The 24,809-nt window shown below is 68.9% G+C and carries 17 protein-coding genes and 2 CRISPR repeat arrays; of the genes, 12 read left to right on the top strand and 5 right to left on the bottom strand.

What is annotated here, in order from left to right; translation table 11 throughout:
• Positions 1-29 precede the first annotated feature (29 nt).
• Complete coding sequence (locus MYMAC_RS35270) at positions 30-1,115, bottom strand: aldo/keto reductase (RefSeq protein ID WP_095961263.1); 1,086 nt, start codon at positions 1,113-1,115, stop codon at positions 30-32.
• A 93-nt stretch (positions 1,116-1,208) separates the two neighbouring features.
• Here MYMAC_RS35270 and MYMAC_RS35265 point away from each other — a divergent pair, with 93 nt between their 5' ends.
• The 3 genes from MYMAC_RS35265 (at position 1,209) to MYMAC_RS35255 (ending at position 4,012) form a co-directional block, all read left to right on the top strand.
• The gene (locus MYMAC_RS35265) at positions 1,209-1,616 is read left to right on the top strand and encodes a MarR family winged helix-turn-helix transcriptional regulator (protein ID WP_204817249.1); all 408 of its coding nucleotides are present in this window, start codon (positions 1,209-1,211) and stop codon (positions 1,614-1,616) included.
• A 237-nt stretch (positions 1,617-1,853) separates the two neighbouring features.
• Entirely contained in the window at positions 1,854-2,774 is a 921-nt protein-coding gene (locus MYMAC_RS35260) for a hypothetical protein (RefSeq protein ID WP_095961262.1), read from the top strand.
• 149 nt (positions 2,775-2,923) lie between these two features.
• Positions 2,924-4,012, top strand: coding sequence for an AI-2E family transporter (locus MYMAC_RS35255; protein WP_239989214.1), 1,089 nt, complete (start codon positions 2,924-2,926; stop codon positions 4,010-4,012).
• Positions 4,013-4,027: 15 nt separating this feature from the next.
• Here the strand turns inward: MYMAC_RS35255 and MYMAC_RS35250 are convergent, their stop codons facing one another.
• Positions 4,028-5,884, bottom strand: a complete 1,857-nt coding sequence (locus MYMAC_RS35250; RefSeq protein WP_095961260.1) for a serine/threonine protein kinase — start codon at positions 5,882-5,884, stop codon at positions 4,028-4,030.
• A gap of 30 nt (positions 5,885-5,914) precedes the next feature.
• Positions 5,915-6,838, bottom strand: coding sequence for a DUF2381 family protein (locus tag MYMAC_RS35245; RefSeq protein ID WP_095961259.1), 924 nt, complete (start codon positions 6,836-6,838; stop codon positions 5,915-5,917).
• Positions 6,839-7,163: 325 nt separating this feature from the next.
• Between MYMAC_RS35245 and MYMAC_RS35240 the strand changes: the two genes are divergently transcribed.
• The 9 genes from MYMAC_RS35240 to cas2 all read left to right on the top strand — a co-directional run bounded on the left by MYMAC_RS35240 (position 7,164) and on the right by cas2 (position 17,074).
• Positions 7,164-8,633, top strand: a complete 1,470-nt coding sequence (locus tag MYMAC_RS35240) for an SAVED domain-containing protein (protein WP_095961258.1) — start codon at positions 7,164-7,166, stop codon at positions 8,631-8,633.
• Positions 8,634-8,766: 133 nt separating this feature from the next.
• On the top strand, positions 8,767-8,889 hold the full coding sequence (locus MYMAC_RS38490) for a hypothetical protein (RefSeq protein ID WP_275663143.1): 123 nt from the start codon (positions 8,767-8,769) through the stop codon (positions 8,887-8,889).
• 108 nt (positions 8,890-8,997) lie between these two features.
• Positions 8,998-9,657 (top strand): type I-MYXAN CRISPR-associated protein Cas6/Cmx6, encoded by a 660-nt coding sequence (gene cas6, locus MYMAC_RS35230; protein ID WP_239989661.1) that lies wholly within the window; start codon positions 8,998-9,000, stop codon positions 9,655-9,657.
• Entirely contained in the window at positions 9,654-11,891 is a 2,238-nt protein-coding gene (locus MYMAC_RS35225; RefSeq protein WP_095961255.1) for a CRISPR-associated helicase/endonuclease Cas3, read from the top strand. The genes cas6 and MYMAC_RS35225 overlap by 4 nt, the downstream gene beginning before the upstream one ends.
• The gene (cas8a1, locus tag MYMAC_RS35220; RefSeq protein WP_239989213.1) at positions 11,888-13,492 is read left to right on the top strand and encodes a type I-MYXAN CRISPR-associated Cas8a1/Cmx1; all 1,605 of its coding nucleotides are present in this window, start codon (positions 11,888-11,890) and stop codon (positions 13,490-13,492) included. Before MYMAC_RS35225 ends, cas8a1 begins: the two co-directional genes overlap by 4 nt.
• 28 nt (positions 13,493-13,520) lie before the next feature.
• A complete protein-coding gene (gene cas7i, locus MYMAC_RS35215; protein WP_095961253.1) occupies positions 13,521-14,429 on the top strand; it encodes a type I-B CRISPR-associated protein Cas7/Cst2/DevR in 909 nt (302 codons plus the stop codon).
• Positions 14,426-15,070: a type I-MYXAN CRISPR-associated protein Cas5/Cmx5/DevS gene (cas5, locus tag MYMAC_RS35210; protein WP_095961252.1), complete on the top strand. Its 645-nt coding sequence runs from the start codon at positions 14,426-14,428 to the stop codon at positions 15,068-15,070. Before cas7i ends, cas5 begins: the two co-directional genes overlap by 4 nt.
• 45 nt (positions 15,071-15,115) lie before the next feature.
• Positions 15,116-16,777, top strand: coding sequence for a type I-MYXAN CRISPR-associated endonuclease Cas4/Cas1 (locus tag MYMAC_RS35205; RefSeq protein ID WP_095961251.1), 1,662 nt, complete (start codon positions 15,116-15,118; stop codon positions 16,775-16,777).
• 3 nt (positions 16,778-16,780) lie between these two features.
• Positions 16,781-17,074 (top strand): CRISPR-associated endonuclease Cas2, encoded by a 294-nt coding sequence (gene cas2, locus MYMAC_RS35200; RefSeq protein WP_095961250.1) that lies wholly within the window; start codon positions 16,781-16,783, stop codon positions 17,072-17,074.
• A 249-nt stretch (positions 17,075-17,323) separates the two neighbouring features.
• Positions 17,324-17,998: direct repeats of the CRISPR family, unit length 36 nt; unit sequence GTCCCGCTCGCCGTGATGCCGAAAGGCGTTGAGCAC.
• A 44-nt stretch (positions 17,999-18,042) separates the two neighbouring features.
• Here the strand turns inward: cas2 and MYMAC_RS35195 are convergent.
• The gene (locus MYMAC_RS35195) at positions 18,043-19,191 is read right to left on the bottom strand and encodes an IS4 family transposase (protein WP_095961673.1); all 1,149 of its coding nucleotides are present in this window, start codon (positions 19,189-19,191) and stop codon (positions 18,043-18,045) included.
• Between the two features lie 154 nt (positions 19,192-19,345).
• A CRISPR array of direct repeats spans positions 19,346-23,739; the repeat unit is 36 nt; unit sequence GTCCCGCTCGCCGTGATGCCGAAAGGCGTTGAGCAC.
• A gap of 333 nt (positions 23,740-24,072) precedes the next feature.
• Positions 24,073-24,804: an immunity 52 family protein gene (locus MYMAC_RS35190; protein ID WP_095961249.1), complete on the bottom strand. Its 732-nt coding sequence runs from the start codon at positions 24,802-24,804 to the stop codon at positions 24,073-24,075.
• Between the last annotated feature and the right edge of the window lie 5 nt (positions 24,805-24,809).

Here is a 24,809-nt window from a genome sequence, read left to right as displayed (position 1 = left end):
CGCCGTGGACGCGCGGGTCCCCTGGCGCGTCAGTACACCGTGTCGCCCCGCTGCACGCCGAAGCCGGACGGCTCCGCGAAGACGCCGTTCACCGTGGTGCCGCCGTTGTGGATGCTGGGGAACATGGGCTGCATGCTCTGGGGGAACCCGAAGGCCGGCTTCGTCAGCGCGTCGAGCCGGGCGAGCTGCTCGGCGGTCAGCTTCACCTCGAGCGCCCCCACGTTGTCCTCCAACTGCGACAGCCGCCGTGCGCCGATGATGGTCGAGCTCACGCCCGGCTGCGCCTGCACCCAGGCCAGCGCCACGCGCGCCACGGTGCTCCCGTGCTCGCGGGCGATGGTGCCCAGCTCGTCGACCAGGGCGTAGGTCTTCTCGTTCAGGACATGGTCCAGGAAGGCGCTCCGGTCACCCTTCAGTTGCCCGGCGTTCGCGCGGGTGTACTTGCCGCTGAGCGCGCCGCTCTTCAGCGGAGACCACGGGGTGATGCCCAGCCCGAACTCGAGCGCCATGGGCACGAGCTCCTGCTCCACGCTGCGCTCCAGCAGGGAGTACTCAATCTGCAGTCCAATGAAGGACGACCAGCCCCGGAAGTGCGCCAGCACGTTGGCCTGGGCAATCTTCCAGGCAGGCGTGTCCGAGACGCCGATGTAGCGGACCTTTCCCGCCCGGACCAGGTCCTCCAGCGCGGCCATCGTCTCCTCGATGGGCGTGTGGATGTCCCAGTTATGCAGCCAGTACAGGTCGATGTAGTCGGTCTGCAGGCGGCGGAGCGAGTGCTCGGCCGCGTTGATGATGGACTTGCGGCCGGAGCCGCCGCCGTTCGGGTCCCCCGGGTACAGATTGCCGCTGAACTTCGTCGCAATCACCAGCCGGTCGCGACGGGCCGGGTGGCGGCCCACGTGGTCGCCGAGAATCTTCTCGGAGTGGCTCTTCGTGTAGAAGTTCGCGGTGTCGATGAAGTTGCCGCCGAGCTCGAGGTACCGGTCGATGATTTGCTGGGATTCCTCGACGCTGGACCCCCAGCCGAGGTCTTCACCAAAGGTCATGGCACCGAGGCACAGCGGGCTCACGCGCAGGCCGGACCGGCCGAGCGTCACGTAGTGGTTCAGAGGCATGGTGGGCTCCTGGGGCGTGCTACATTGTAGGGACGGCGAATTAGTTCAATCTGGAATTGGTTTAACCATGAACCAGTTTCCGCGCATGGAACCATGGCGAAAATCGACCCGGCGAGAATCTGGTCGCTCAACCACCGGCTGCTGATGGCGGTGATTTCCAGCGTGGCCGCGGACCTCGCCGCGCTGGGGCTGGAGACGAAGGAACTCTTCGTGCTCGCGGAGGTGGATGAACACCCCTACCCAGCCGAGCTGGCGTCCGTCCTGTGCATCCCCAAGCCCTCGGTGACGCTGTACGTGAAGCGGCTCGAGGCGGCGGGCTTCCTGCGCCGTGAAATCGACACCGAGGATTTGCGGCGGCACCGCCTGCACCTCACGCCCGCGGGGCGCAAGGCGATGCAGCAGGGCACCGCGTTGCTCTCAGGCGCCTTCGGCGAGCGGCTCGGGCGCCTGAGCGCCACGCAGCAGGCGGAGCTGCGGGGGCTGCTGGAGAAGATGACCTGACGTGCCCCCGCGCGGGCCTTCGCCCGGGCGTCTGGAGGCTGTGGGGTGGTGACTGGACTCACCAGGGCACGGACGCCTGTCACCAGCCTCGCGTGCGCGGACAAGGGCCACCGCGTCCCCCTGGGGTTCGTAAGTCTCTGTGTTTCCAGCGCGTCCCGTGCGGAGCCCCTGACCACCGTGGCTGGCCTGGAAGTTGCCTTGGCGTCTGGCCAGTCATCGAAGACAGGAGCCCCTCCCATGAAAGGCATCAAGCTCGGCGGTTTGTTCAAGAGCCCCTCTGTCCCCAAGAGCCCCTCGGCCTCCGGCAGCGGGCCGAACAAGCCGAGCGCCCCTCCGCCCGTGGAGTCCAAGCCCACGCCCAAGCCGGGCCCCGTCAAGGACGGGTTCGACGCGCAGGGCAGCAAGCCCTCCGCGGGCAAGGTGAACGCCCAGCCCACGCCGCAGCCGGGCAAGGACGTCACGTCGTCGTTCGGCGCGAACCCGCTGGGCTACTCGGGGCAGAACATCCTCAACGCCTACAACATGTTCCCGGGCAGCGCGCCCCAGGGCGTGGCGCTCCCCACGGCCCAGAAGCCCTTCGTCAACGCGAATGACTCAAGGGTGACGCTCAACGCCCACCAGCACCAGGGCAACACGAACCTGTCTGTGTCGCCCGCGGGGGGCCAGGGCATCCCGGCGCATTACATGCACTACCTGTCCACGGGCGAGGGCAAGTTCGCGGGCATCCAGGGCGTGCCGCTGCACCCGCGTCCGGGGGAGCCGACCACGGTGGTGACGGGCGCGCTCAACGGCTGCGCCATCCACGCCCTGCACGACACGAAGCAAAACAACCTGTCCTTCCTCCACCACGCGGACTACTCGAAGAACGGCAAGGCGGAGCTGGACGGCTTCCTGTCGCAGCACCCGAACCTCAAGCCCGCGGGGAGCTTCACGCCGGCGGACTACTCGCTCCCCACCGGCAAGCATGGCCTCCCGGCGGGCGCCACGCCCTTCATCCACTACTCGCAGGGGACCGCCAACCAGCCCGGACAGTGGACCATCAACGGTCAGCTCAACACGTACAAGAATGGCGGCACCCCGGGCGGCCGCCCCGAGCTGATGCGCCCCACGGACCTCCAGGTGCCCTTCATGCAGACCGTCCCGGTGAACGTCCCCTGAGGTCCCACGGGGCGCCCCGCTGAGGGCCGGGGCGCCCGGGGCATCCGTTGGATTCCCGCCGCGCGTCCTCGCCGTCCGTTCATGAGGCCACACCGGCAGGTGGCCTCCGGGTGCCATGCGCCGCTTCGTGCATAGGGTGCGCACGACGCATGGCCACCCCGGACACCCCTCCTGCTTCCTGGCTCACGCGCGGCGCGCTGTTCAGCGGCAAGCTGCTGGTGATTGCTGTCGCCGTGGTGGCGCTCGTGGTGCTCCTGGCGCGGCTCTACCTCATCGTCTTGCCCTCGGTGGTGGCGCTGCTGCTGGCGACCCTGCTGCATCCTCCGGTGCGGTGGCTGTCGGCCCGCCGGGTGCCCCGGGCGCTCGCGACGCTGCTGGCGCTGCTGGTGCTGCTCCTGGTGGGGGTCGCGGGGCTGTTCGTGCTCGTGCCGCGCATCATCCAGCAGGTGAGCGCCGCGGGCTCGAACGTGCAGGCGGGCTTGAATGAGGCCATCGACTGGGTCACCTGGAAGCTGCCTGTGTCCCGGGCGCAGCTCGACGGCTTGTTGCAACAGGGGCTCGTCTTCCTGAAGTCGAACGCGGGCCGCATCACCACCGGCGTCCTGGCGGGCGCCAACCTGGCGGCGCAGGCGGTGGCGGGCGTGCTGCTGACGCTGACGCTGCTGTTCTTCTTCGTGAAGGACGCGGAGCAGATTGGAGGCTGGCTGCTGGCCCGGGTGTCTCCGGCACGCCGTGAGACCGCGCGCGCCGTGGGCCTGCGCGCCTGGGGGACGCTCAGCGGCTACCTGCGCGGCGTCGTCATCGTGGCGCTGGCGGACGCGGTGGGCATCGGCGCTGGCTTGGCCATCATCGGCGTGCCGCTCGTGCTGCCGCTGGCGGCGCTCACCTTCCTGGGCGGGTTCTTCCCCGTCGTCGGCGCCACGCTGGCGGGCGGCGTCGCGGTGCTGGTGGCCCTCATCACCAACGGGCCGCTCGACGCGCTCCTGGTCCTGCTCGTGGTGCTGGGCGTGCAGCAACTGGAGGGCAACGTCCTGGAGCCCGTGGTGATGGGGCGCGCGGTGCCGCTGCACCCGGTGGTCATCTTGCTGGCCATCACCGCCGGGGGCGTGCTCTTCGGCGTGGCGGGCGCCTTCCTCGCCGTGCCCGTCGCGGCGGTCCTCTCCGCCGTGGGCAACGAGCTGCGCCTGCGCAACGAGGCGCGTGTCCTGGAGACGCCGCCATCGATTGAGCCGCCGTGAGGCCGCGGCGTCGCGTCAGGGGAAGTGGTGCACCACCTGGGCGTTGGACCACGGATGCGCGCGGGTATGGCCGGGCCGTGAGCCCCGGTACTTGGACATGCCCGTTTCATTGCCCAGGATGAAGCACACCGGGTACTCGCTGCCGTCTGGCGTCCGGGCGAGCGTGTAGCGGCCCTGGATCTTCTCGCCGCCGGTCCAGATGCGTCCGTAGAAGAGTGTGTTCGCCGGGAGGCGGCCCATGGGTTCGTCGAGCCGACTGGTGATGGGGCCGTCGCTGACGACGATGCTGTAGTTCGTCTGGTACGAGTCGTCTGGCTGCTGGATGTCGAACTGGATGGGCCCGTGGGATCTCAGATCGAGCCCGAGCTGGCTCATGGCCTCCAGGGCTTCGGAAGGGCAACGCGCGGGCTCGGGCCGGACCTGGGGTCCTGAGCAGGCATTGAGATGGGCTGCTGTGAATGCAGCCAGAATGTAGCGGTGGAGTCGGGGGATACAGCGCGCGTGTGGCTCGGTCGTGGGCATGGCATTTCCCGGCCATGGCGGCGCGGCGGTGGAAAACGGAAGGGCCGTGGCGGGTGCGCCAGTGTCGGTTGGTCCTCGGGGCCGCGCCAGTTGCTGAACAGGCTGGGACGGCGCGGGAGCGGTGTGAGGCGGGCCCGCGAGCATCAGTCCCCAGGCCATGCACGCAACCAACGTCAGGCCTCCGGCGGCTCGCATCCACCGGCCCTTGGGCCGCGGCTCTGGAGGGCTCGCTGGTTCCGTGCGCGGTTGCGTCTGGACCTCCGAGCGTATCCGGCGCCGCAGCCAGCGGCTCAGGCGATGGTGCTGAACCCGGGCCTCGCGCAGGGCCCGCGCCTGGAGGAGGGCTGCTTCCTCTCCCGGCGCCACGGGGCCCCAGGGGTCCTCTTCCTGTGTCGTGCGGGTCGCCGTGGAGGGCCCCTCGTACCAGCCGAACAGCGGGACGTCCCAATCCGGTCCGCCGTGGGCCTGGGCGTGTTGGACTTCCCGAGCGAGGTACCCCGCGCCGCGCGGCCGGGCCTCGGGGGCGAACGCGAGCAGTCTCTCAATCCAGCGCGCGAGCGGCTCGGGCACACGCGGGTTGAGGGCTCTCACGGTGGCGGAGATCGCTGGGGCGTGAGCCTTGTCCAGGACGAGCGGCGGATATTGCTCAACCACCAAGCGGTAGAAGGTGACGCCCACCGAGTACAGCTCGTCCTCCACCGTGTAGGGGTAGTGCTCGGAGCAGGCGGTCTGCCGGGGAGCCCTCATGCTCCAGAGGATGGCCTGGGGACTGCGATAGGGCCCGGTCCCGGGCGGCAGTCGCGCGGCGGAGGTGATGGGGGCGGCGCGGGGATGCCAGCCCGCGCCCCAGTCCAGCACAACCAGCCTTCCGTGTTCCTCGACGCGGAGGTTCTCCCCCTTGAAGTCGCGGTGAAGCACCTGTCTGCGATGCGCGGCGTCCAAGGCCCACGCGGCCTGCGCCAGCAGACTGGCGACGTGCCGCGCCGTCGGATTTCGCGCCCGAGACCAGTCGTACAGCGTGCGGCCGCGCACATGCTCCATCACGAGGTAGGGATAGGCGGTGGCCCCGGCGCGCCAGGTCCCCGTTGCTTGCAGCCGCACCACGCCAGGGTGGCGGAGCAGGCGAAGCGTCCGTGCCTCGCGCTGGAAGCGGGGGTCGTCGGGGGCATGGGCCAGCTTGAGCGCGTAGCTGCGGCCTTCGGGGCGCGAGCGCACTTCATACACCGTGCCGTTGCCACCGCCTCCGATGCGGCGCTCCACGCGCCAGCGCTCCACGCGGGTGCCAACAGGCAAGGCCTGTGGGGACAGCACGAGGGGGCCTGGGGAAGATGCGTTCGACTCCAGTCGCATGGCGAGTTCCTTCGAGACTGTCGTGCACGTCTACGGTTTCAGTCGCGCCCATCGCGCACCGCGGCGCCGGCCAGTGTCCCAAAGCTCCAGCGCGTAGGCGGCTGGCGGGCGCGAAGGGACGGGCCACTGCACGACGGCGACCGCGCTCTGGCCAGGCAACAGACGCGGTTCTTTCAGCAACAGGGGCAGCTCCATCGGCTCGTCTGTTGGCTGCCCGTTCGAGTCCAGCGAGGTCAGCCGCGCGATGCCCGGTTGCCAGGGCACATCGCCTGGTGGGTTTTCCAGCTTCACCGCGACCGCCACCCACGACCCGGAGCGATAGCTATTAAGCTGGCGGACCTTGAGTTCCGCTTCGCTGGCTGGGGCATCCAGCCATGTTTCGAGAACCCCCGTGATGCCGATGGCGCCGGAGAGGATGGCGCCCGCGAGGCCCGGGTGTGGCGCCTGCCGGCGAGCCGTGGCCAGCCGGGCCTCCAGCAATGCGTTGCGCTCACGCAGCGCCACCAGCTCGGCCTCCAGTTGCGCCACGGTGGCGGGGTGGCGCCGGACGTCGACGACCGAGTCCACCACGTTGGCCTCGGTGGTCAGCTCCAGGACCAGCCGTTGTGGCGCGGCCGCGTCCGTGAAGCGCAGCACCAGCGGCGGGACGCCCTGCGCGGGCATGACGACGGTGGGCTGAAGCAGCAGATGCGTCCCCGTGACGTCCAGCCGGGAGAACAGCCCGCGCAGGGCCTCGGGCAGCTCACCTTCCAGCACGGCGCCCGAGTCGAGCAGCACCGTGGTCACCACGCCGGGCGCCAGCCGGAGCCGCTGGACGGGCTCACCCGCGCCCGCGCTCAGGACCAGGGCCCGCTCGATGCGCCGCCAGCGCTTCGTGTTCGGTGTCTGGGCCACCGCCGCCGTGCCCAGCAGGAGCACCACCGCCGCCATCACCAACGAGCCAGGGGGGAACACGCAGGGGCAACCTCCAGGGTTCTAACCTACTCGACGGGGATGACACGGCGGGACGCTCGAACGGGCGCGCAGCTCCCGAGTTCTTCGCGCGAGCGCGTGTCTGCGTCTGGCACCTCGGAATGGGTGATGTCTACCTGAAAGGTAGTCAGAGCGGCGCAGGATGTCCGGTGCCCTGGGGACGCACCACCGCCACGCGCCGGAAGAAAAAGCACCGGGTCCGCGATGGGGTGCGCCGCGTGTTGGCGTCTTCCTCTTCGAGCGACGCCTTTCCATACCTCCGGGGAGGTATCCACCCCCGTTCATGGCGCCGCTATGAGGGAGCGTCATGGGAGAGCAGAGCGCGTCTCGCCTGGAGGGCGACCGCTATCAGCACCTGCTGAGCTGGTACGAGTTGCTCCGGCTGCTCGATGCGGGCAGCCCCTTCGCTCACGGCTACGTCGAGCACCCGGAGGCGGGCTCGGCGGATGACGTGACGCTGCACGCCCGGCCCGGGGCGGGGGCGGGCAGTCGCTATATGCAGGTGAAGTGGCACGTCGACCACCGGGAGACCTACTCGGTGGCGGGGCTGGTGGCGCCGCCTCGGGTGGGGCGCTCCTTGCTGGGCAAGCTGCTGGAGAGCTGGTTGTCGCTGCGGCCGCAGGGGCCCGTCGAAATCTGGCTGTTGAGCAACTGGGCGTCGGCGGAGGACCTGGGCCGCTATCTGCATGGGAGAGACCACTGCTTCACCGAGGCGTTCTTCGCGCAGCCAGCGCGAGGCGCCCTGAAGCGGCACTGGGCGGAGTGGCAGCAGCGGCTGGGCGTCCCGGCCGAGACGCTGCGGGCGTTCTGCAAGGACCTGCGCTTGCGGCTCGGCGTGGGGGGCATCGCGGATGTGGAGGAGCAGGTGGACGACCGGATGGGGCGGCTGGGCCTGCGCATGGGACGGCAGCCGCGCGCCATCGCGGTGGATGGGCTCCGGGAGTGGATTGAGGTCGGCGGCGGCAGGAAGCACGTCACGGCGGAGTCGCTGCGGGAGGCCCTGCGCGAGTGGGGGCTGGTGGCCTCCCGCGAGGACGCGCCCGAGGTGAGCCTGTGGATTCACGGGTGGGCGCGGCGGGTGTGGGAGCGGCCGCCCACCGAGGAGCTGGACTGGACGCCTCACTTCGACCGCGACACTCGGAAGGTCCCGTCGGAGGCGGCATGGCGGGACGTGCTGCTGCCTTCGTTGCTGGCCGCGAAGCAGCGGCTGTCACGGCGGCCAGACGGCGCGTTGATTGACCTGCGCGGCAAGCTGCCGCTGAGCACGGTGCTGGCGGTGGGCTTCCACCTCCCGGAGGTGGGCGGCTACCGCTTCCGCGTCGAGCAGCCCACGCGGGGAGAGACCTTCCTGTGGCGCTCGGACACGAAGCCGTCCGAGCGCCGGCTGCGAGTCACCGGTCATGAGGGCAAAGCGGACGCCACGGGGCTGCTGGTGGTGTTCCAGTTGACGGGGGACGCGCGCGCGGACATGGAGCGCTTCATGGCCGAGCGGCCAGGGCACTTCCGCGCCGTGCTCTACCTGGAGCCGGAGGACGGGCCCCATGACGGCGCCGTCGGCTCGGATGCGGACGCGGTGGCGTTCGCGGTGCAAGCGCGTGAACAGCTCCGGCGCGCACGCAACGAGCTGCGCACCGGCGTCACCCACCTCATCCTCTATGCCCCCGCGGCGTGCTGCCTGTTCCTGGGGCAGCGGCTCAACGCCGTGGGCCCCGTGGTTGCCTACGAGCGCACCGGGGCTGGTGGCTATGCGCCCGCGCTCACGTTGGAGACGGGGTGAGCTTTGGGGGCATTGCAAGGTTCAAATGGAGACGAGGACATGCGCCTGGATGCATTGGCGATTGGAGGTTCTTATATGCATAACGGTAGTCGACCTGCGCATGTTGGTGTCAGCTCAGGTCAGGAGCGTGCAGGTGTCACTTCAGAAGTCGAAGCATGGGGTGCTGGAGCGGCTTGCGTTGGTTTTTCGAATTGTTTCACTCGCTCTGATTGTGGCGAAAACGCTGGTTGAGCTGGTGGATGTGACGCTGATCTGACGCCGTGGCTGGCTCGCAGGGTTCTCGCGGTGACGACCGGTGTTGTTTGCGCCGGTGTTGAGCAATTGGTGTCTGCTCAGGTCGAGCTTAGGCGATTGTTTTGCTGGGATGCCGAGAGGCGTTGGATGTGTTGTTTTACTTAGGTGGGGAAATCCAATGGCGTTAATTGACCTGCTGTTCCCCGTGCAGGGCGGCCCGGTGCCGCTCGACCACGCATATCTCCTGTTCGCCGCGCTCTCCCGCCACATCCCCGCGCTCCACGAGCGCTCGGACCTGGGCGTGTTCTCGCTTCGCGGCGTGAGCAACACGCGGGAGCTGCTCTACCTGGGACGAGGCACGCTGCGCCTGCGGTGCCCTGTCGAGGCCGTGGCCACGCTGTTGCCGCTGGTGAGCGCGCCGCTGGAGGTCGCGGGGAGGCGTCTGTCCCTGGGGGCCCCATCGCTGTATGCGCTGGAGCCCGTGCCGTCGCTGGCCGCGCGGTTGGTCACCTTCAAGCACGCGATGGACGAGCCTGCATTCATCGCGGCGGCCTCCCGCGCGCTGGAGGCGCTCGGTGTCCAGGCCACGCTGACGGTCGGGCGTCGGCGCATCGTGCGCATCGCGGACAAGAAGGTCGTGGGCTTCGCGCTCGACCTCCATGGCTTGTCGGCCGAGCACTCGCTCCGCGTGCAGGAGCGAGGCTTGGGCGGTCGCCGGCACATGGGCTGTGGCCTCTTCCTCCCGCCCGGCCGCGCGGCGCTCGCCCAGGCCCGAGGGCGGGCCGCGTGAAACGGCTGCTGGCGAAGAGCACGGCCACGCCCGACAGGCCCGAGGGCGAGGCCACGCTGCTGGGGCACACCGCCCTGGTGCTGTCAGCCGCCCGCCGGCTGCTGGAGCACCGGGGGCGCGCGTCGCTCCTGGCCGCGGGGCTGGACCCGGCGCTGGAGCCCCGGCTGCGGCGCATCGTCCTGCTCGCCGCCGCGCTCCATGACCTGGGCAAGTGCAGCGAGCACTTCCAGTCCATGCTGCGCCGCAAGCGTGACGCGCCGCAGTGGGTTCGCCACGAAGCGCTCTCGCTGTGGCTCTGCTGGCCGGGACAGCCGCTCTCCGCGTGGCTCCTGCGGGACGTGAGCGAGCTGGACCTGGGCCTGGCGCTGGTCTGCGTGGCCGCCCATCACCGCAAGTTCCAGGCAGACGCCTTCGCGCCCGAGGACGCCGGCGCGGGGCTGACGGTGGAGCTCCTGGTCCAGCACGAAGACTTCACCCGGACGCTGGCGCGAATCGCCGAGGAGCTGTCGCTCTCCGCCCCTCCGGTGTTCACCGCGCCCCTCCTGCTCCGCGCCACGCGGACGGCGCACCCGCGTGACCAGCTCCAGGCGTGGCAGGAGGACTTCGAGCGGACCATCCCCGCCAGCGCCATGGACGCGCGGCTCCTGGCCGTGTGCAAGGCGCTGGTGCTCGCGGCCGACGTGGCGGGCTCGGCGCTGCCTCGGAGCGGGGAGCGGCAGGACTGGGTGGACCGCCAGCTCACCGCGCCTCATCCCGGCGAGGCCCTGCTCGCCGTGGTCGAGCGTCGCCTCGCGGGCCGAATGCCCAGGCCGTTCCAGGAGGCCGTGGCCCGCTGCGCCGCGCCGCTGACGCTGGTCCGAGCGGGCTGTGGCAGTGGCAAGACGGCCGCCGCGTACCTCTGGGCCGCGCGCCAGCACCCCGGCCGTCCGTTGTGGCTCACGTACCCAACCATGGGCACGGCCACGGAGGGCTTCCGGGACTACCTCCACGGCGCGGACGTGGATGCCCGGTTGCAGCACTCCCGGGCGGAGGTGGACTTCGACATCTTCGGCCTCCGGGACGGCGCGGCGCGGGAGCTGGGCTCCCGGGAGCAGGACCGCCTGGACGCGCTCCGCTCCTGGGGCGTGGACGCGATGAGCTGCACGGCCGACACGGTGCTGGGGCTCGTCCAGAGCCAGCGGCAGGGGCTCTACGCCTGGCCCGCGCTGTGCGCGGCCTGCGTCGTCTTCGACGAAGTCCATGCCTACGATGACCGGCTCTTCGGCTGCCTGCTGCGCTTCCTGGAGGCCCTGCCAGGAATCCCCGCGCTGTTGATGACCGCCAGCCTCCCCGCCGCGCGGCTCGGTGCGCTGCGCGAGGTGTGCGAGCGCGTCCACGGCCAGCGCCTCGCGGAGGTCGATGGGCCGGAGGACCTGGAGGCCCTGCCGCGCTACCAGCGGTTGGACGTCGCGGAGCCGTGGGCGCTGGTGGCGCGGTGCTTGGAGGGGAACGGCAAGGTGCTGTGGGTCAGCAATACGGTGGAGCGCTGCATGCGGACCGCCGAGGTCGCGACGTCGCATGGCGCTCACGCGCTGCTGTACCACAGCCGCTTCCGCTACGCGGACCGCGTCCACCGCCATGGGGACGTCATCGAGACCTTCGCCACGCCGGACCGCGCGGTGTTCGCATCGACGACGCAGGTCGCGGAGATGAGCCTGGACCTGTCGGCGGACCTGCTCGTCACGGACCTGGCGCCCATCGCCGCGCTCATCCAGCGCCTGGGGCGGCTCAATCGCCGGAGCACGCCGGAGCGGCCCGGCCCCGTGCGGCCGTTCGTGGTGCTCCCCTTCGATGGGCCGCCCTATGGCGCGCCGGACCTGCGCGAGGCGCGTGCCTGGTTGGAGCGTCTGGGAACGGACCCGTTGAGCCAGCAGGACCTGGTGGACGCCTGGTCGCCGTCCACGGTGGCGTCACCGCGACGGGCGTCCAGCACCTGGCTGGATGGTCGCTTCGACACCTGGCCCGCGCCGTGCCGCGATGGGAGCCCCAGCCTCACGGTCCTCCTGGAGAAGGACGCGGAGGACGTCCGGACAGGCGCGGTGAGCGCTCACAAGGTCACCTTGCCCATGAACCTCCCGCCGGACTCCTTCCGCTGGCGAGCGTGGCCGCGCGCGGGCCGGCTGCCGTACCCCATCCCTCCGGCGCACCTGCTGGAGTACGACGAACTGCGAGGTGCGCGATGGCGAAAGCCGTGAGCTCGCGGAAGAAGGCGCTGCCTGCGCCGCTCACCGTCCGGTTGTATGCGCCGGGGATGACGCCGTTGCTGCGCGCGGGCGCGGGTGGGCTGGCGGCGTCCCTCCGCGCCATCCTTGGCGATGCCGCTCCCTGGCCAGCGCCCGTTCCGTTGGGGCCCGGGACGGCGACGGTGGCGCCGGAGGCCATCCACCTGGATTGGGGCGGCGAGCCGCCGGAGGCCACGCTCCGGGCGCTGTTCGGCGCGTCGTTCCAGGTGAGGCAGGGCTTCATCGACCTGCCGGGCACGCGCGCTCCCGGTGCGCCGGAGCCGCCGCCCGCGCTGGCCGCCGCGCTGCACGACGCGCTCAAGGTGACGTTCCTCCAGCATGGCAAGTCGACGCAGGGGGGCGCGCGCAGGCGAGTCACCTTCGAGGTGGACGCGCAGCCCGTCGTCGTCGAGTCCCAGGGCTACGAGTCCTTCGTCCACCAGACGGCCTGGCGGGATGTGCTCAAGGCGCTGGAGTCGGGTACGACGTCGCTGGCGAGCTGGGCATACCCCGGCGCGGCGGAGCGGCACCTCGGCGTTCGTGTCACGAAGGTGGAGTACACGGCGGCGGAGGCGCTCTGCGCGTGCTTCGCGCTGGTGGGGTGTGTCTCCTACAAGCTGCCGCAGCTCCGGGGCGGCGCCTTCGTGGCGCTGGCCCCCACGGACCTGGTCCGCTTCGCGGAGCTGCGCCCCAGGCTGACGCCCATGCGGCTGCATGACGTGGCGGTGGCGGGGGCCGCGGACGCGGTGCTCGCCGCGCAACTGGTGCTGGCGCAGGAGTCGGGGAAGCGACGGCTGGGCGCGGTGCTGGGGACCACCGAGGCCGTGGCGCTGCGGCAGATGCCGTGGAACGCGCAGCAGAAGATTCGCGGCGCGGTGGTGCGGCAGGACGCCGTGCGCGAGGCCGTGCTGGACCGCTACGAGGCCGCCGCCGCCGCGCTCCCCCACACGCTGCGCGTCCGGAAGCCCGAGGGCAAGGCGAAGGGCGATGCGGGCTACTTCATCGCGACCAGCGCGCTGCGCGCCTTCATCACGGAGAACCTCGCGGCCGCGCGTCCCTGGTACGCGGGCTTCGCCACGGCGACGACGGCGGAGGGGCGCTTCATTCACACCTACCGCGACCGGGACAACCTGGGCGCACTGCTGTGGCACGAAAGGAAGGGGCTCACCACCATGCATTCGTATCTGGGAGATGCCGAGCAGTGGCTCGTCCAGAGCGTCCACCTCGCACTGCGTGCCCGGTTCAGGAGCATCTACAAGGACACCGAACACAGTCCGAAGGCCACGCGCTCCAACCGGCTCAAGGGGGAGCGTGAGCGGCTGCGGTTGGGCTTTGCCGGCGCGAAGACGCCGGAGCAGGTGCGCGCGGCGCTGGCGGACCTGTGGAGCCGGGCAGGCAGCAACAGCGAACTCCAGGAGCACTGGCGGGAGGTCCTGCCGTTGCTGGGCCCTGAGCGGTGGCGCGAGGCCCGTGACCTCGCGCTGGTGGCGCTGGCCAGTTACCAGAGCCAGGGCCCCGAGGCGGCGGAGTTGGAGTCTGCGGACGATGAGTCCGCCGCGGATGAGCAGTCTTGAGCTAGCGACACGTTCTTGGAGTCACGTCATGAGCCTTCACGTCTTCGCCGCCTTCGTCACGCCGCTGGGAACCGCCGCCAACAACCGGGGCCTCACCGAGGGGAACATCACCAGCCTCCAGAAGCTGGTGTGGAACGGCCAGGTCCACACCACCGTCTCCGCCGAGTCCATCCGCTTCGCCCTGCGGCGGCGCTTGAATGCGCTGGAGCCGTGCAACCGCACCTATGACGACGCGCTGCGCGCCAACGAATGGAAGGACAAGGACTTCAGCGCCTGGGCCGCGAAGTCGAAGGAGAAGACATACATCGATGATGACCTGCTGGGCTTCATGGCCGCGGAGGGCGCGAAGCAGGAAGGCGACAAGGGCACCGCGAAGGTCCGCCGCGCGGTGCTGGAGGTGTCCCGGGCGGTGAGCCTCACGCCGTGGTCCGGGGACGTCACCTTCAACGCCGCGAGCCCGGGGGCCACGCCCTCCGCGCAGAAGAAGGGGAGCAACCCCGTCCCCTACGGCACGGAGATGCACGCGACGCGCTACCAGTATGGCGTGGCGTTGACGCCGGACGCGCTCCGGGTCCCCGCCCGCGCGGTGACCGCGTTGAACCAGCTCTGCGCGTTGGGGCCCGTCGCTGGCAACCATGGCCGCTTCCTCTTCGACTTCAGTCCGGAGTCGGTCGTCTTCCGGCTCACGCAGGAGGCCGCGCCGCGCATCCTGTACGCCTTCGAGCCGTCCTCCCGACCGGGCGGCGTGGAGCTCGCCGCGTTGCTGCGCAAGGTGAAGAGCGGGGACGTCCCCGCGAAGGAGTTGGTGTTGGGCGGTCAGGCGGTGGAGGGGCTGAGCGCCGAGGAGCGAGAGGTCCTGTCGGGCGCGGAGCTGCACGCGGGCGTGGTCGCCGCCTGCCGCGCGGCGTGCAAGCGGATGGAGGCGGGGAAGAGGTGATCGCGCTCGAACTGTCCGTGCCCGTGGCGTGCTGGCGCAAGGGGCGGGCGCGCGAGCTGGTGGAGACGGAGGTCCTGCCGCCTCCCGCGACGTGCTACGGCGCGTTGTTGTCGCTCGTCGGCGAGCAGGACCGGGAGCGGCACCGGGGCTGCCGGGTGACGGCGGGGGTGCTGAACGCGCCCGTCATCAGCACGGTGCTGCGCACCTTCTGGCGCTCGAAGAACCTGAAGGTCGCCAAGGGGAATGACGAGAACGCCGCGCCGGACCAGCAGCAACTCGTCATCGAAGCGCGGCTGGTGGTGTGGTGTGACAGCGGGGAGGAGGTTGACTCCCGGGAGTCGCTGGAGGTCCGTGTCATCCGGGCGATGCTCGAGCCTGGCACGGTGACGCGGAGCGGGGCGTGGTCCTTGGGTGAGTCCACGCACCTCATCAACGACGCACACCTGCTGCCAGCGGGGCGCCCACCCGCGAGCTGCAGGACCTTCCTGGTCGCGCCAGCGGGTGCCCTCACCCTGCCGGTCTGGGTGGACCATGTGGGCACTCGCGGCTCCCGCTACGCGGTGGGGCTGCTCGAAGACGTCCTGGAGGCGCCCGCGGTCCAGCGGCTCCCGCGGATTCCGCTCGCGGAGGGCGCTGGGTAGTTGTCTGTCGTTGTCGCGAAGTCGGGGGCGGGGGGCCCCCAAGGCATGAACGTACCTGTCACGAGTCCGAAGCCCGATGTCGCCGAGCCGTCCATCCGCACGCACGCATTGCACGCGCTGGCGTACTGCGAGCGGCTCTTCTACCTGGAAGAGGTGGAGGAGCTGCGCGTGGCCGACGCCTCCGTGTTCGCGGGGCGGCGGCTGCACGTCCAGCTTCAAGAGGAAGGAGAGCGCGTCGAACTGGAGCTGGCCAGCGAGGCCCTGGGGCTTCATGGTCGGGTGGATGCGCTGAGGACGCGCGAGGGCACCCTGGTCGTCCACGAGCACAAGCGCGGGCGTCACGCGCCTGGCCGGGACGCACCGGAGGCCTGGCCGAGCGACCGGCTCCAGGCGGGGGCCTACGCGCTCCTGGTGGAGGAGCGCTTCCCGGGGACGCCCGTGGAGTGCCGGGTCCGGTACCACCAGACGGACACGACGGTGTCTTTTCCGTTGGACGCGGCGCTGCGGCGCGACGTGGCGGCGGCGGTGTCGCGGGCCCGGCTGTTGCGCGCGTCACGGGAACGTCCGCCGGTGACGCCGGAGGAGCGCAAGTGCGCGAAGTGCTCGCTGGCGCCCGTGTGTCTCCCGGAGGAGGAGCGGAGCGGCGCTGGCGAGGAGCGGCCTCGGCTGTTCCCGGAGGACGACGTGCGGTTGGTGCTGCACGTCACGACGCCTGGGGCGCGGGTGGGGAAGTCGTCGGAGCAACTGGTGGTGACGCCTCCAGACGGGGAGGGCGAGCCGACCCGGCAGCCAGGGCGAATGGTGTCGGCGCTCATCGCGCACGGGGCGGTGCAGGTGAGCGCGCAGGCGCTGGCGTACTGCGTGGAGAACGACATCGGCGTGCACTGGTTCACGTCCGGGGGGCGGTACCTGGGCGGGTTGACTGGCGGGGCGGGGAGCGTCCACCGGCGGCTGCGGCAGTTCGAGGCGCTCCGGCAGGAGGCGGTGTGCCTGGGGCTCGCCCGGCGCCTGGTGGCGGCGAAGCTGGAGGGGCAGCTCCGCTTCCTGATGCGCGCCTCGCGCGGTGACACGGAGTCGCGTAAGGTGTTGGCCTCGGCGGTGCGGGACCTCCGGGAGTTGTTGCCGAAGTGCGCGGAGGCGCCGTCGTTGGAGGTGCTCCTGGGGCTGGAGGGGGCGGGCGCGGCGCGGTACTTCGGGGCGCTGCCGTACCTGCAAGGCGAGGACGTGGACGCGCGGCTGCGCTTCGATGGCCGCAACCGGCGGCCCCCGAGGGACCGGTTCAACGCGGCGCTCGGCTTCCTGTACGGGCTGGTCCACCGGGAGGTGGAGGCGGCCATCCGGGCGGTGGGGCTGGACGTGGCGTTTGGCTTCTACCACCAGCCTCGGGGCTCGGCGGGGCCGCTGGGCCTGGACGTGATGGAGCTGTTCCGGGTGCCGCTGGCGGACATGCCGCTGGTGGCCTCGGTGAACCGGCGGGCGTGGGACGCGGACGCGGACTTCGAGGTGACGTCCGAGCACGTCTGGCTCAGCAAGACGGGGCGGGCGAAGGCCATCGAGCTGTACGAGCGGCGCAAGCGGGAGACGTGGAAGCACAACGTGCTGGGGTACTCGCTCAGCTACGCGCGGCTGGTGGAGCTGGAGGTCCGGCTGCTGGAGAAGGAGTGGACCGGCAAGCCAGGGCTGTTCGCGACGTTCCGCTTGAGGTGAGCCATGGCCGAGCCGAGGCGTTGGTATCTGATTACCTATGACATCCGCGACCCGAAGCGGTGGCGGAAGGTGCATGGCCTGCTGAAGGGCTATGGGGAGTGGTTGCAGCTCTCCGTCTTCCGTTGCTCGCTGACGGACCGGGACCGGGAGAAGCTGCGCTGGGAGCTGTCGCGGCGGATGGACGCCGTGGATACGTTGCTGGTGATTGGCCTGTGCGGCGGGTGCGTGGAGCGCGTGCGCGCCATCAACGCGAAGGAGGACTGGCCGGAGGAGCCCGCACCGTTCAAGGTGCTGTAGGGTTGGCGACAATCAAGCACCTCGCCGTGGCGGCGGCCCGCGACGGCGAAACGGGCGAAATCGCCTGTGAGTTCATGGGGTTGAGGCTCTTTGACAGGTGAATAGGTGCATGATCGATGAAAGCCGAGTGTTCTCATGGGGTTGGCGATTCTGGGTAGGGTCTGGAGCAGCCAACCTGGAGGAGGGAGGGGGAGGTGCTTGAAAAGGGGCTTGTAAGGTGCCGGAATTGCTGGGAGATTCAGGCGGGCTGTCCCGCTCGCCGTGATGCCGAAAGGCGTTGAGCACCTGTTCCTGCGGCGACGCCTGCCGCCACGCACCACGGTCCCGCTCGCCGTGATGCCGAAAGGCGTTGAGCACTTCGTCACCCCGTTGTTGACGTTGTTGGTGACGCCGGTCCCGCTCGCCGTGATGCCGAAAGGCGTTGAGCACCTGACGGCGACGGGCGACGCGGGCACGGTGTTGCCGTCCCGCTCGCCGTGATGCCGAAAGGCGTTGAGCACCTGGGCGGGTCGGACCTCGCGGCCCTCGTGGGGTTGTCCCGCTCGCCGTGATGCCGAAAGGCGTTGAGCACTGAATCTAAAGGCACAATAGTATGCGATAGCCGGTCCCGCTCGCCGTGATGCCGAAAGGCGTTGAGCACGTGAGGACGCCTGAAATCGTCACCCAGCCGCGATGTCCCGCTCGCCGTGATGCCGAAAGGCGTTGAGCACTCGGCAGGGTCGATCCAGGACTCGAAAAGGCGGATGGGTCCCGCTCGCCGTGATGCCGAAAGGCGTTGAGCACACATCCGTGTCCGGCGATTCACCGCCATCGGGAAGTTGTCCCGCTCGCCGTGATGCCGAAAGGCGTTGAGCACCTGCCCGGAAGCGCCGATGATGCGTAGCGCCTGTCCCGCTCGCCGTGATGCCGAAAGGCGTTGAGCACGTAGTATAGTGCCGGAGAGACTCTGAGCCGTCCCCTCATTCGAATCAAATGAAGCCGAATGCCTCGCGGAAGACGGCCTGCTCGCGGATGAGCTCGGCGAATTTCTCCATGAGGGGGCGGAGCCACTCCTCTCGCATGTTGGCGAGGGCGCCGTAGTAGATGATGCCTTGCCGAAAGAGAGAGTACTCGCGCGTCTTACGGGTGTCGGCGCGGAACTTCCTGTCGAGCCCCGTCGCTTCGCCCGCAGCGCCGAGCAGCGTCAGCAGCGCCATGGCGAAGGCGGACAGCAGCAACAGTCTGTCGCGGCGCTCGCAGGTGCCGATAGCGATGGCGGACAGGCCCATGCCGAAGCGCAAGTCCTTGATGTCCCGGTGCGTCTCCTCGCAGGTGAAGCGACGTCCGTAGGCCTTCACCAACTCGGTGGCAGTGGCTTCCTTGCTGCTGGCCGCCAGAAACCAGGCCTCTTTCATTCCCTTCTGGTGCACGCAGACGACGGCACCCACGCCGAAACGGGCCTGGGTGACGCGCGCTCCGCGCAGCAACTTCGGACGGCCCGTCGGGGGCACCCACTCCTTCGCCTTGTGCACCTCCCCTCCGGCACTTTCGACGTGCACGACGCCACGAAAGCGAATGACGTAGCCGAAGCTGAGTCTGTCCAGCAATTCATACAGGGCGACGTCTCCGAATCCTCGGTCCGCGAGCACCGTCACCTCCACGTCGGAGGGCAGCACCTGGTGCAATCGCTCCAGCAACGCGTCCTCATGGGCATTGCGCTGCCCGGCCAACTCGCTCTTGGGCACCGTCTTCCACAGCAACGGCGTGGCGCGGCCGTGGCGGGTGACAAGCTGGATGGCGACCGTGGTGTGGTCGTCCGACTCGAAGTCCGTCCAGTCAATGGTGACTGTCACCGCTTTGCGCTCGGCCACCACGAAGGGCACCCACTGCGCGAACAGTCGCCACACGTCGACGCCAGAGTTGGACAGCAGTCGGTCCACCTGCTTGATGGCGTGCTTGCCTTCCAACCCCCGCGCCTGGGAGAGCGCCAGTCCGATGGCCCTCACCGAGAGGCTGGCGGCGTGCACGGCGCCCAAGGTGGCATTGGACAGCGACAGCACACGCTTAGCATGGGTGTCCGGGCCGACGGCTTCCTCAATGAACCGATGCACCTCGGCGTGCGTTATGGATTTCGACATGCTCCGCACGATGCAGGACAACCTCTGGCGCCGAAAAGCGCGCGCCTCACTGCCGCTTCCCGCGCTGCTCCGGCACCAGCCAACCGCTGGGGACGGCCCTTGACGCTCGGCTCAAATGAGGGGACGACTCAGGGAGAGACTATGAACCAATTCCGGTCCCGCTCGCCGTGATGCCGAAAGGCGTTGAGCACCAACAAACACTTACAAATATCCTCGGCATCGTGTCCCGCTCGCCGTGATGCCGAAAGGCGTTGAGCACACATGCGGATTCGTCGCGCCCCACTACCGGAGAAGTGGTCCCGCTCGCCGTGATGCCGAAAGGCGTTGAGCACCTGCTGCGCCAGTACCGATCTGAATTGTGGTGTGTCCCGCTCGCCGTGATGCCGAAAGGCGTTGAGCACAGGGATTCCTCTCTGCTTCAGGGCCTGACGAAGATGCTGTCCCGCTCGCCGTGATGCCGAAAGGCGTTGAGCACTCCCCCCCGAGGTGAACTGAATCGACTGCGCCCCGTCCCGCTCGCCGTGATGCCGAAAGGCGTTGAGCACGTGACAGACCCGATGCCGCCTCGCGCGCCATGCGGTCCCGCTCGCCGTGATGCCGAAAGGCGTTGAGCACGCGTAGCGGGCGCGCAGCTCACCCACGTCCATCTCGTCCCGCTCGCCGTGATGCCGAAAGGCGTTGAGCACCTCTCTCAGTCCACCATCTCGTAACCAGCGCCCTCGTCCCGCTCGCCGTGATGCCGAAAGGCGTTGAGCACCGGCTGTCCAGTCGCTGGGCGAGTACGACGGACAGGGTCCCGCTCGCCGTGATGCCGAAAGGCGTTGAGCACCGTCCAGCAGGAAGTGCAGTCTGAGACGACACAGTGAGGTCCCGCTCGCCGTGATGCCGAAAGGCGTTGAGCACCTGTCGCCGTACTTCTCGTGCCGGAAGCCGAGCAACGTCCCGCTCGCCGTGATGCCGAAAGGCGTTGAGCACGGCTTCCTCCCGGGTGCTGTAGCGGTCAGCCTCGTCCCGCTCGCCGTGATGCCGAAAGGCGTTGAGCACACTCCCTGGTGTCCATCTCTGGTGGCGGCGACGGGTCCCGCTCGCCGTGATGCCGAAAGGCGTTGAGCACTCGTATCCGCCCTTGGTCGTTCTATTCACCGGCATAGTCCCGCTCGCCGTGATGCCGAAAGGCGTTGAGCACATGACGTCATGGAAATCACGCTCTACCCCTCTCAGTCCCGCTCGCCGTGATGCCGAAAGGCGTTGAGCACCTTCACCGGGGCGCTCACCGGGCACCTCCAGTGGTCCCGCTCGCCGTGATGCCGAAAGGCGTTGAGCACTCGACCACCAGCGTCTCCACCGCCTGCCGCGCCCGGTCCCGCTCGCCGTGATGCCGAAAGGCGTTGAGCACACGCGCTCGCGCAGCGGGACGCGGCGCTGGAGTTGAGGTCCCGCTCGCCGTGATGCCGAAAGGCGTTGAGCACAGCCATTGGAGATCTCCCTGTTGCGAAGTGAGACCCGTCCCGCTCGCCGTGATGCCGAAAGGCGTTGAGCACTCCCCTGGGCGGAGGACGAGGAGGTGGTGAAGCGTCCCGCTCGCCGTGATGCCGAAAGGCGTTGAGCACCCTTCGCCTCCGCCCGAGTCACAGCGGGGCACCTGGTGCCGCGTCCCGCTCGCCGTGATGCCGAAAGGCGTTGAGCACCTGACGAGCGGGATGACGCGCTCGCGCAGCGGGACGTCCCGCTCGCCGTGATGCCGAAAGGCGTTGAGCACCCAATCGTCGCGCGCTGGATGCTGGAGCCGAACGCGGTCCCGCTCGCCGTGATGCCGAAAGGCGTTGAGCACCGCTGGATTTCTGTGCGCATCGCGTCCCGGTAGCAGCACGTCCCGCTCGCCGTGATGCCGAAAGGCGTTGAGCACGTACTTCGCTGGCAAGGAGGTGGCGTGGTTCGCCTAGTCCCGCTCGCCGTGATGCCGAAAGGCGTTGAGCACCTCAGTTTCCGCGCCCTGACGCCCTTGGCCTTCTTGTCCCGCTCGCCGTGATGCCGAAAGGCGTTGAGCACTAAATACAGCGACCGAGTTGACGTGTCGCGCGTGTCCCGCTCGCCGTGATGCCGAAAGGCGTTGAGCACACCGAACCGGCCGAGCTGTAACCAGTGAACCCAGTCCCGCTCGCCGTGATGCCGAAAGGCGTTGAGCACCTCCTCGGCCACCCGGAGGATCCCGAGGATGCGGTCGTCCCGCTCGCCGTGATGCCGAAAGGCGTTGAGCACGAAACGGAGCTGAAGCAAGCGCGCGCGCGTGAGCATGGTCCCGCTCGCCGTGATGCCGAAAGGCGTTGAGCACATGCCGAGGTTGAACGTCTGCGGCAGCAGCCACGGTCCCGCTCGCCGTGATGCCGAAAGGCGTTGAGCACCCGGCGTCCGCCTCGCAGTCGAGGACGACGCACCGTCCCGCTCGCCGTGATGCCGAAAGGCGTTGAGCACGTTTTCATGATGCCCATGAAGGGCCCGGTTTCGTGTCCCGCTCGCCGTGATGCCGAAAGGCGTTGAGCACCCCAGGTAGCGGTCGTAGAGGTCACCCTGCCCCAGGTCCCGCTCGCCGTGATGCCGAAAGGCGTTGAGCACGCCGAGAGGACCCAGCGGCGGTTCAGGCTCCATGGTCCCGCTCGCCGTGATGCCGAAAGGCGTTGAGCACAACTTCGTGCGGTTGGATGCGATGGGCTTGATGGAGTCCCGCTCGCCGTGATGCCGAAAGGCGTTGAGCACGTCGTTTCTCTCAGGTTTGAACGTGTAGAACGTGGTGTCCCGCTCGCCGTGATGCCGAAAGGCGTTGAGCACGAGGTGGGAGGCGTATGTCAGCCGTGGTCCTGGGGATGTCCCGCTCGCCGTGATGCCGAAAGGCGTTGAGCACATGCAGCGGCGCTGCCTGTCGAACGGCACCGCGCTGTCCCGCTCGCCGTGATGCCGAAAGGCGTTGAGCACCTGCTCGGCGGGTGCCCAGCCCATGGCAGTCGTAGGTCCCGCTCGCCGTGATGCCGAAAGGCGTTGAGCACACACCGTTTGTGCATACGTCGACCCTGAACCTAGTCCCGCTCGCCGTGATGCCGAAAGGCGTTGAGCACCTGTAGAAAATCTCGTTGACGAGGAGCGTGTTACCGTCCCGCTCGCCGTGATGCCGAAAGGCGTTGAGCACGCGGCGGGGCTGGCGAAGGCGATACGGGGCAACGTCCCGCTCGCCGTGATGCCGAAAGGCGTTGAGCACCATGGGCCGTGCGCCAGGCCCTGACTCGCCGCCGACGGTCCCGCTCGCCGTGATGCCGAAAGGCGTTGAGCACCGTGGGATGATGAACACATTGACCATCCGGTGTGGTCCCGCTCGCCGTGATGCCGAAAGGCGTTGAGCACATCTTTGAGGGGCTCGTGAGTACGGACCGGAGGATCGTCCCGCTCGCCGTGATGCCGAAAGGCGTTGAGCACACCATGGTTGATGCCGAGGCGATGGACCTGAGCGGTGTCCCACTCGCCGTGATGCCGAAAGGCGTTGAGCACCGCTTACTGGACGCCACCAGCAAGTCGTCGCGCAGCGTCCCGCTCGCCGTGATGCCGAAAGGCGTTGAGCACCACCACCCCCAGCGCGACGCCATGGTGGCGGAGGGTCCCGCTCGCCGTGATGCCGAAAGGCGTTGAGCACATGAGCGGAGATCGGCTGGAGGTTGTGGAGGATCCGGTCCCGCTCGCCGTGATGCCGAAAGGCGTTGAGCACTTGCAGTCCTTCACATGCACCGTGACAACTTCGCCAGGTCCCGCTCGCCGTGATGCCGAAAGGCGTTGAGCACATGAATGATCTATGAAGAGATGCACCACGTAACACTTGTCCCGCTCGCCGTGATGCCGAAAGGCGTTGAGCACACTTGCGCCACCATGGATAGCCGAAGTCGTAGCCCAGTCCCGCTCGCCGTGATGCCGAAAGGCGTTGAGCACACACGGTTTCCAGACGTTTGGAAAGTGGGCTCACAGTCCCGCTCGCCGTGATGCCGAAAGGCGTTGAGCACGTAGACCCGGAGCCCTCCGGCAGGCCGCCGGTTGCAACGGTCCCGCTCGCCGTGATGCCGAAAGGCGTTGAGCACGTCTCGGCGCCCTCTGCCATGGAGGTGATGACCTCCTCCAGTCCCGCTCGCCGTGATGCCGAAAGGCGTTGAGCACAAGGCGCGCACGCCCTTGCGGTGCGACACCTTCCAGTCCCGCTCGCCGTGATGCCGAAAGGCGTTGAGCACATGGTGGCGCCCAGTGGCTGTGCACCGACCGCACGTTGTCCCGCTCGCCGTGATGCCGAAAGGCGTTGAGCACCTATTCAACAAGCACCACGCGAACGACGCGGCTTGGTCCCGCTCGCCGTGATGCCGAAAGGCGTTGAGCACGCGACGTACCCCTTGCCGCACGGTGGGGTGTCCTGGTCCCGCTCGCCGTGATGCCGGAAGGCGTTGAGCACAATGATTCAGAGGCAGCCATCCTGGCCTTCGGGGTGTCCCGCTCGCCGTGATGCCGAAAGGCGTTGAGCACTCTCAAGCCCCTCTTGATGAGAGCGCCCGAACCGCCCGTCCATGGCTGCTTGGCTGCGCGCGTCCCGATCCGTGCCCACACTCACTGGTGGCATGGCATCCTCCGCTCCGTGTCATTCCTGTGTTGGGTAGTTCCAGGCTGTTTGCCGGGTCGGTGATACCGAAACCGAGTAGGACGGGCTGGTACCCGCCGTCGCCTGGATTTCCCTCGGGTTCTTCCTCCCGCCCCGTCCCACGGCGTGCCACCTCGAACCACGCTGGAGGGGGACACTGGGGACACATGGCGGCACCTCCATCGGCTCGCGGAACGATTGGAGAGTCAGGAGGTGACGGGCTACATGCGGCCAGCTCTGGCCAGCAACTCGCACACACGGCGGCCCTGCTCGACGTGCTCAGGGTTCCTCGCCGTCAGGCGCTCGGGTGTGAGGATGATCAGCGTGCCCTTGTCCTCAACTGGCTCGATGCGGACAGGAGCAGGCAGCGGTGGCACCATCCCCCGACGCCGCGACAGGTACGTGACCCAGCCTACGAACGCGCTCGACTTGGACGGTTCGCGCATCAACCTCCTGAAGCTATCGGAGGTGGCGACCGCCCAGTCAGGGTCCCAGGTCATAGCCATGCTCCGCACCGCTCCGGCCAGCACAGGAACGGCGCCCACCCGCTCTGCTTCCGGGCCAGTGCTGGGCAGGGTCAATACGCACGCATTGGAGACTGCCTCTGAGTAACACCCACAGAGAATCTGAAGTCCTGCCCTGTCGAACTTCCCACCGCCGTTGTCGAACCAGAGGGTGTACCCCAGTTGCTCGATGGCTGGCCCGCCACGCTCGCGGTTGACGCCGCGCCGGAATAAACCGGTGAGCGTGGGCACATCGGGCGGCATCAGTGGGTGCTTGCGCGCGTCCTTGGCTGACCGGGCAGGCTTGTACCAGTGAGCTAGCAGCGGGTCATGCGGGGCCAGGAGGTTGAGGAAGTTTGCCGCGCGCTGAGCGCACTCTTCGGGCGACTCCTTTCGAGGTCCCCAGTAGGCACCTGCATAGTAGCCCTCAGGCACAGGTCTCTCGGTCACAGGGG

Origin of the sequence: Corallococcus macrosporus DSM 14697 (genome assembly GCF_002305895.1) — a bacterium.
GTDB classification, from domain to species: domain Bacteria; phylum Myxococcota; class Myxococcia; order Myxococcales; family Myxococcaceae; genus Myxococcus; species Myxococcus macrosporus.
The sequence above is the reverse complement of the archived record's forward strand: the minus strand, read 5'-3'. Positions and strand labels throughout refer to the sequence as shown.

Excerpts from the sequence above, each read along its gene's own strand:
- MYMAC_RS35270 (WP_095961263.1), bottom strand. The coding sequence starts at position 1,115 with ATGCCTCTGAACCACTACGTGACGCTCGGCCGGTCCGGCCTGCGCGTG.
- MYMAC_RS35265 (WP_204817249.1), top strand. The coding sequence starts at position 1,209 with ATGGCGAAAATCGACCCGGCGAGAATCTGGTCGCTCAACCACCGGCTG.
- MYMAC_RS35260 (WP_095961262.1), top strand. The coding sequence starts at position 1,854 with ATGAAAGGCATCAAGCTCGGCGGTTTGTTCAAGAGCCCCTCTGTCCCC.
- MYMAC_RS35255 (WP_239989214.1), top strand. The coding sequence starts at position 2,924 with ATGGCCACCCCGGACACCCCTCCTGCTTCCTGGCTCACGCGCGGCGCG.
- MYMAC_RS35250 (WP_095961260.1), bottom strand. The coding sequence starts at position 5,884 with ATGCGACTGGAGTCGAACGCATCTTCCCCAGGCCCCCTCGTGCTGTCC.
- MYMAC_RS35240 (WP_095961258.1), top strand. The coding sequence starts at position 7,164 with ATGGGAGAGCAGAGCGCGTCTCGCCTGGAGGGCGACCGCTATCAGCAC.
- cas6 (WP_239989661.1), top strand. The coding sequence starts at position 8,998 with ATGCCGAGAGGCGTTGGATGTGTTGTTTTACTTAGGTGGGGAAATCCA.
- cas7i (WP_095961253.1), top strand. The coding sequence starts at position 13,521 with ATGAGCCTTCACGTCTTCGCCGCCTTCGTCACGCCGCTGGGAACCGCC.
- MYMAC_RS35205 (WP_095961251.1), top strand. The coding sequence starts at position 15,116 with ATGAACGTACCTGTCACGAGTCCGAAGCCCGATGTCGCCGAGCCGTCC.
- cas2 (WP_095961250.1), top strand. The coding sequence starts at position 16,781 with ATGGCCGAGCCGAGGCGTTGGTATCTGATTACCTATGACATCCGCGAC.
- MYMAC_RS35195 (WP_095961673.1), bottom strand. The coding sequence starts at position 19,191 with ATGTCGAAATCCATAACGCACGCCGAGGTGCATCGGTTCATTGAGGAA.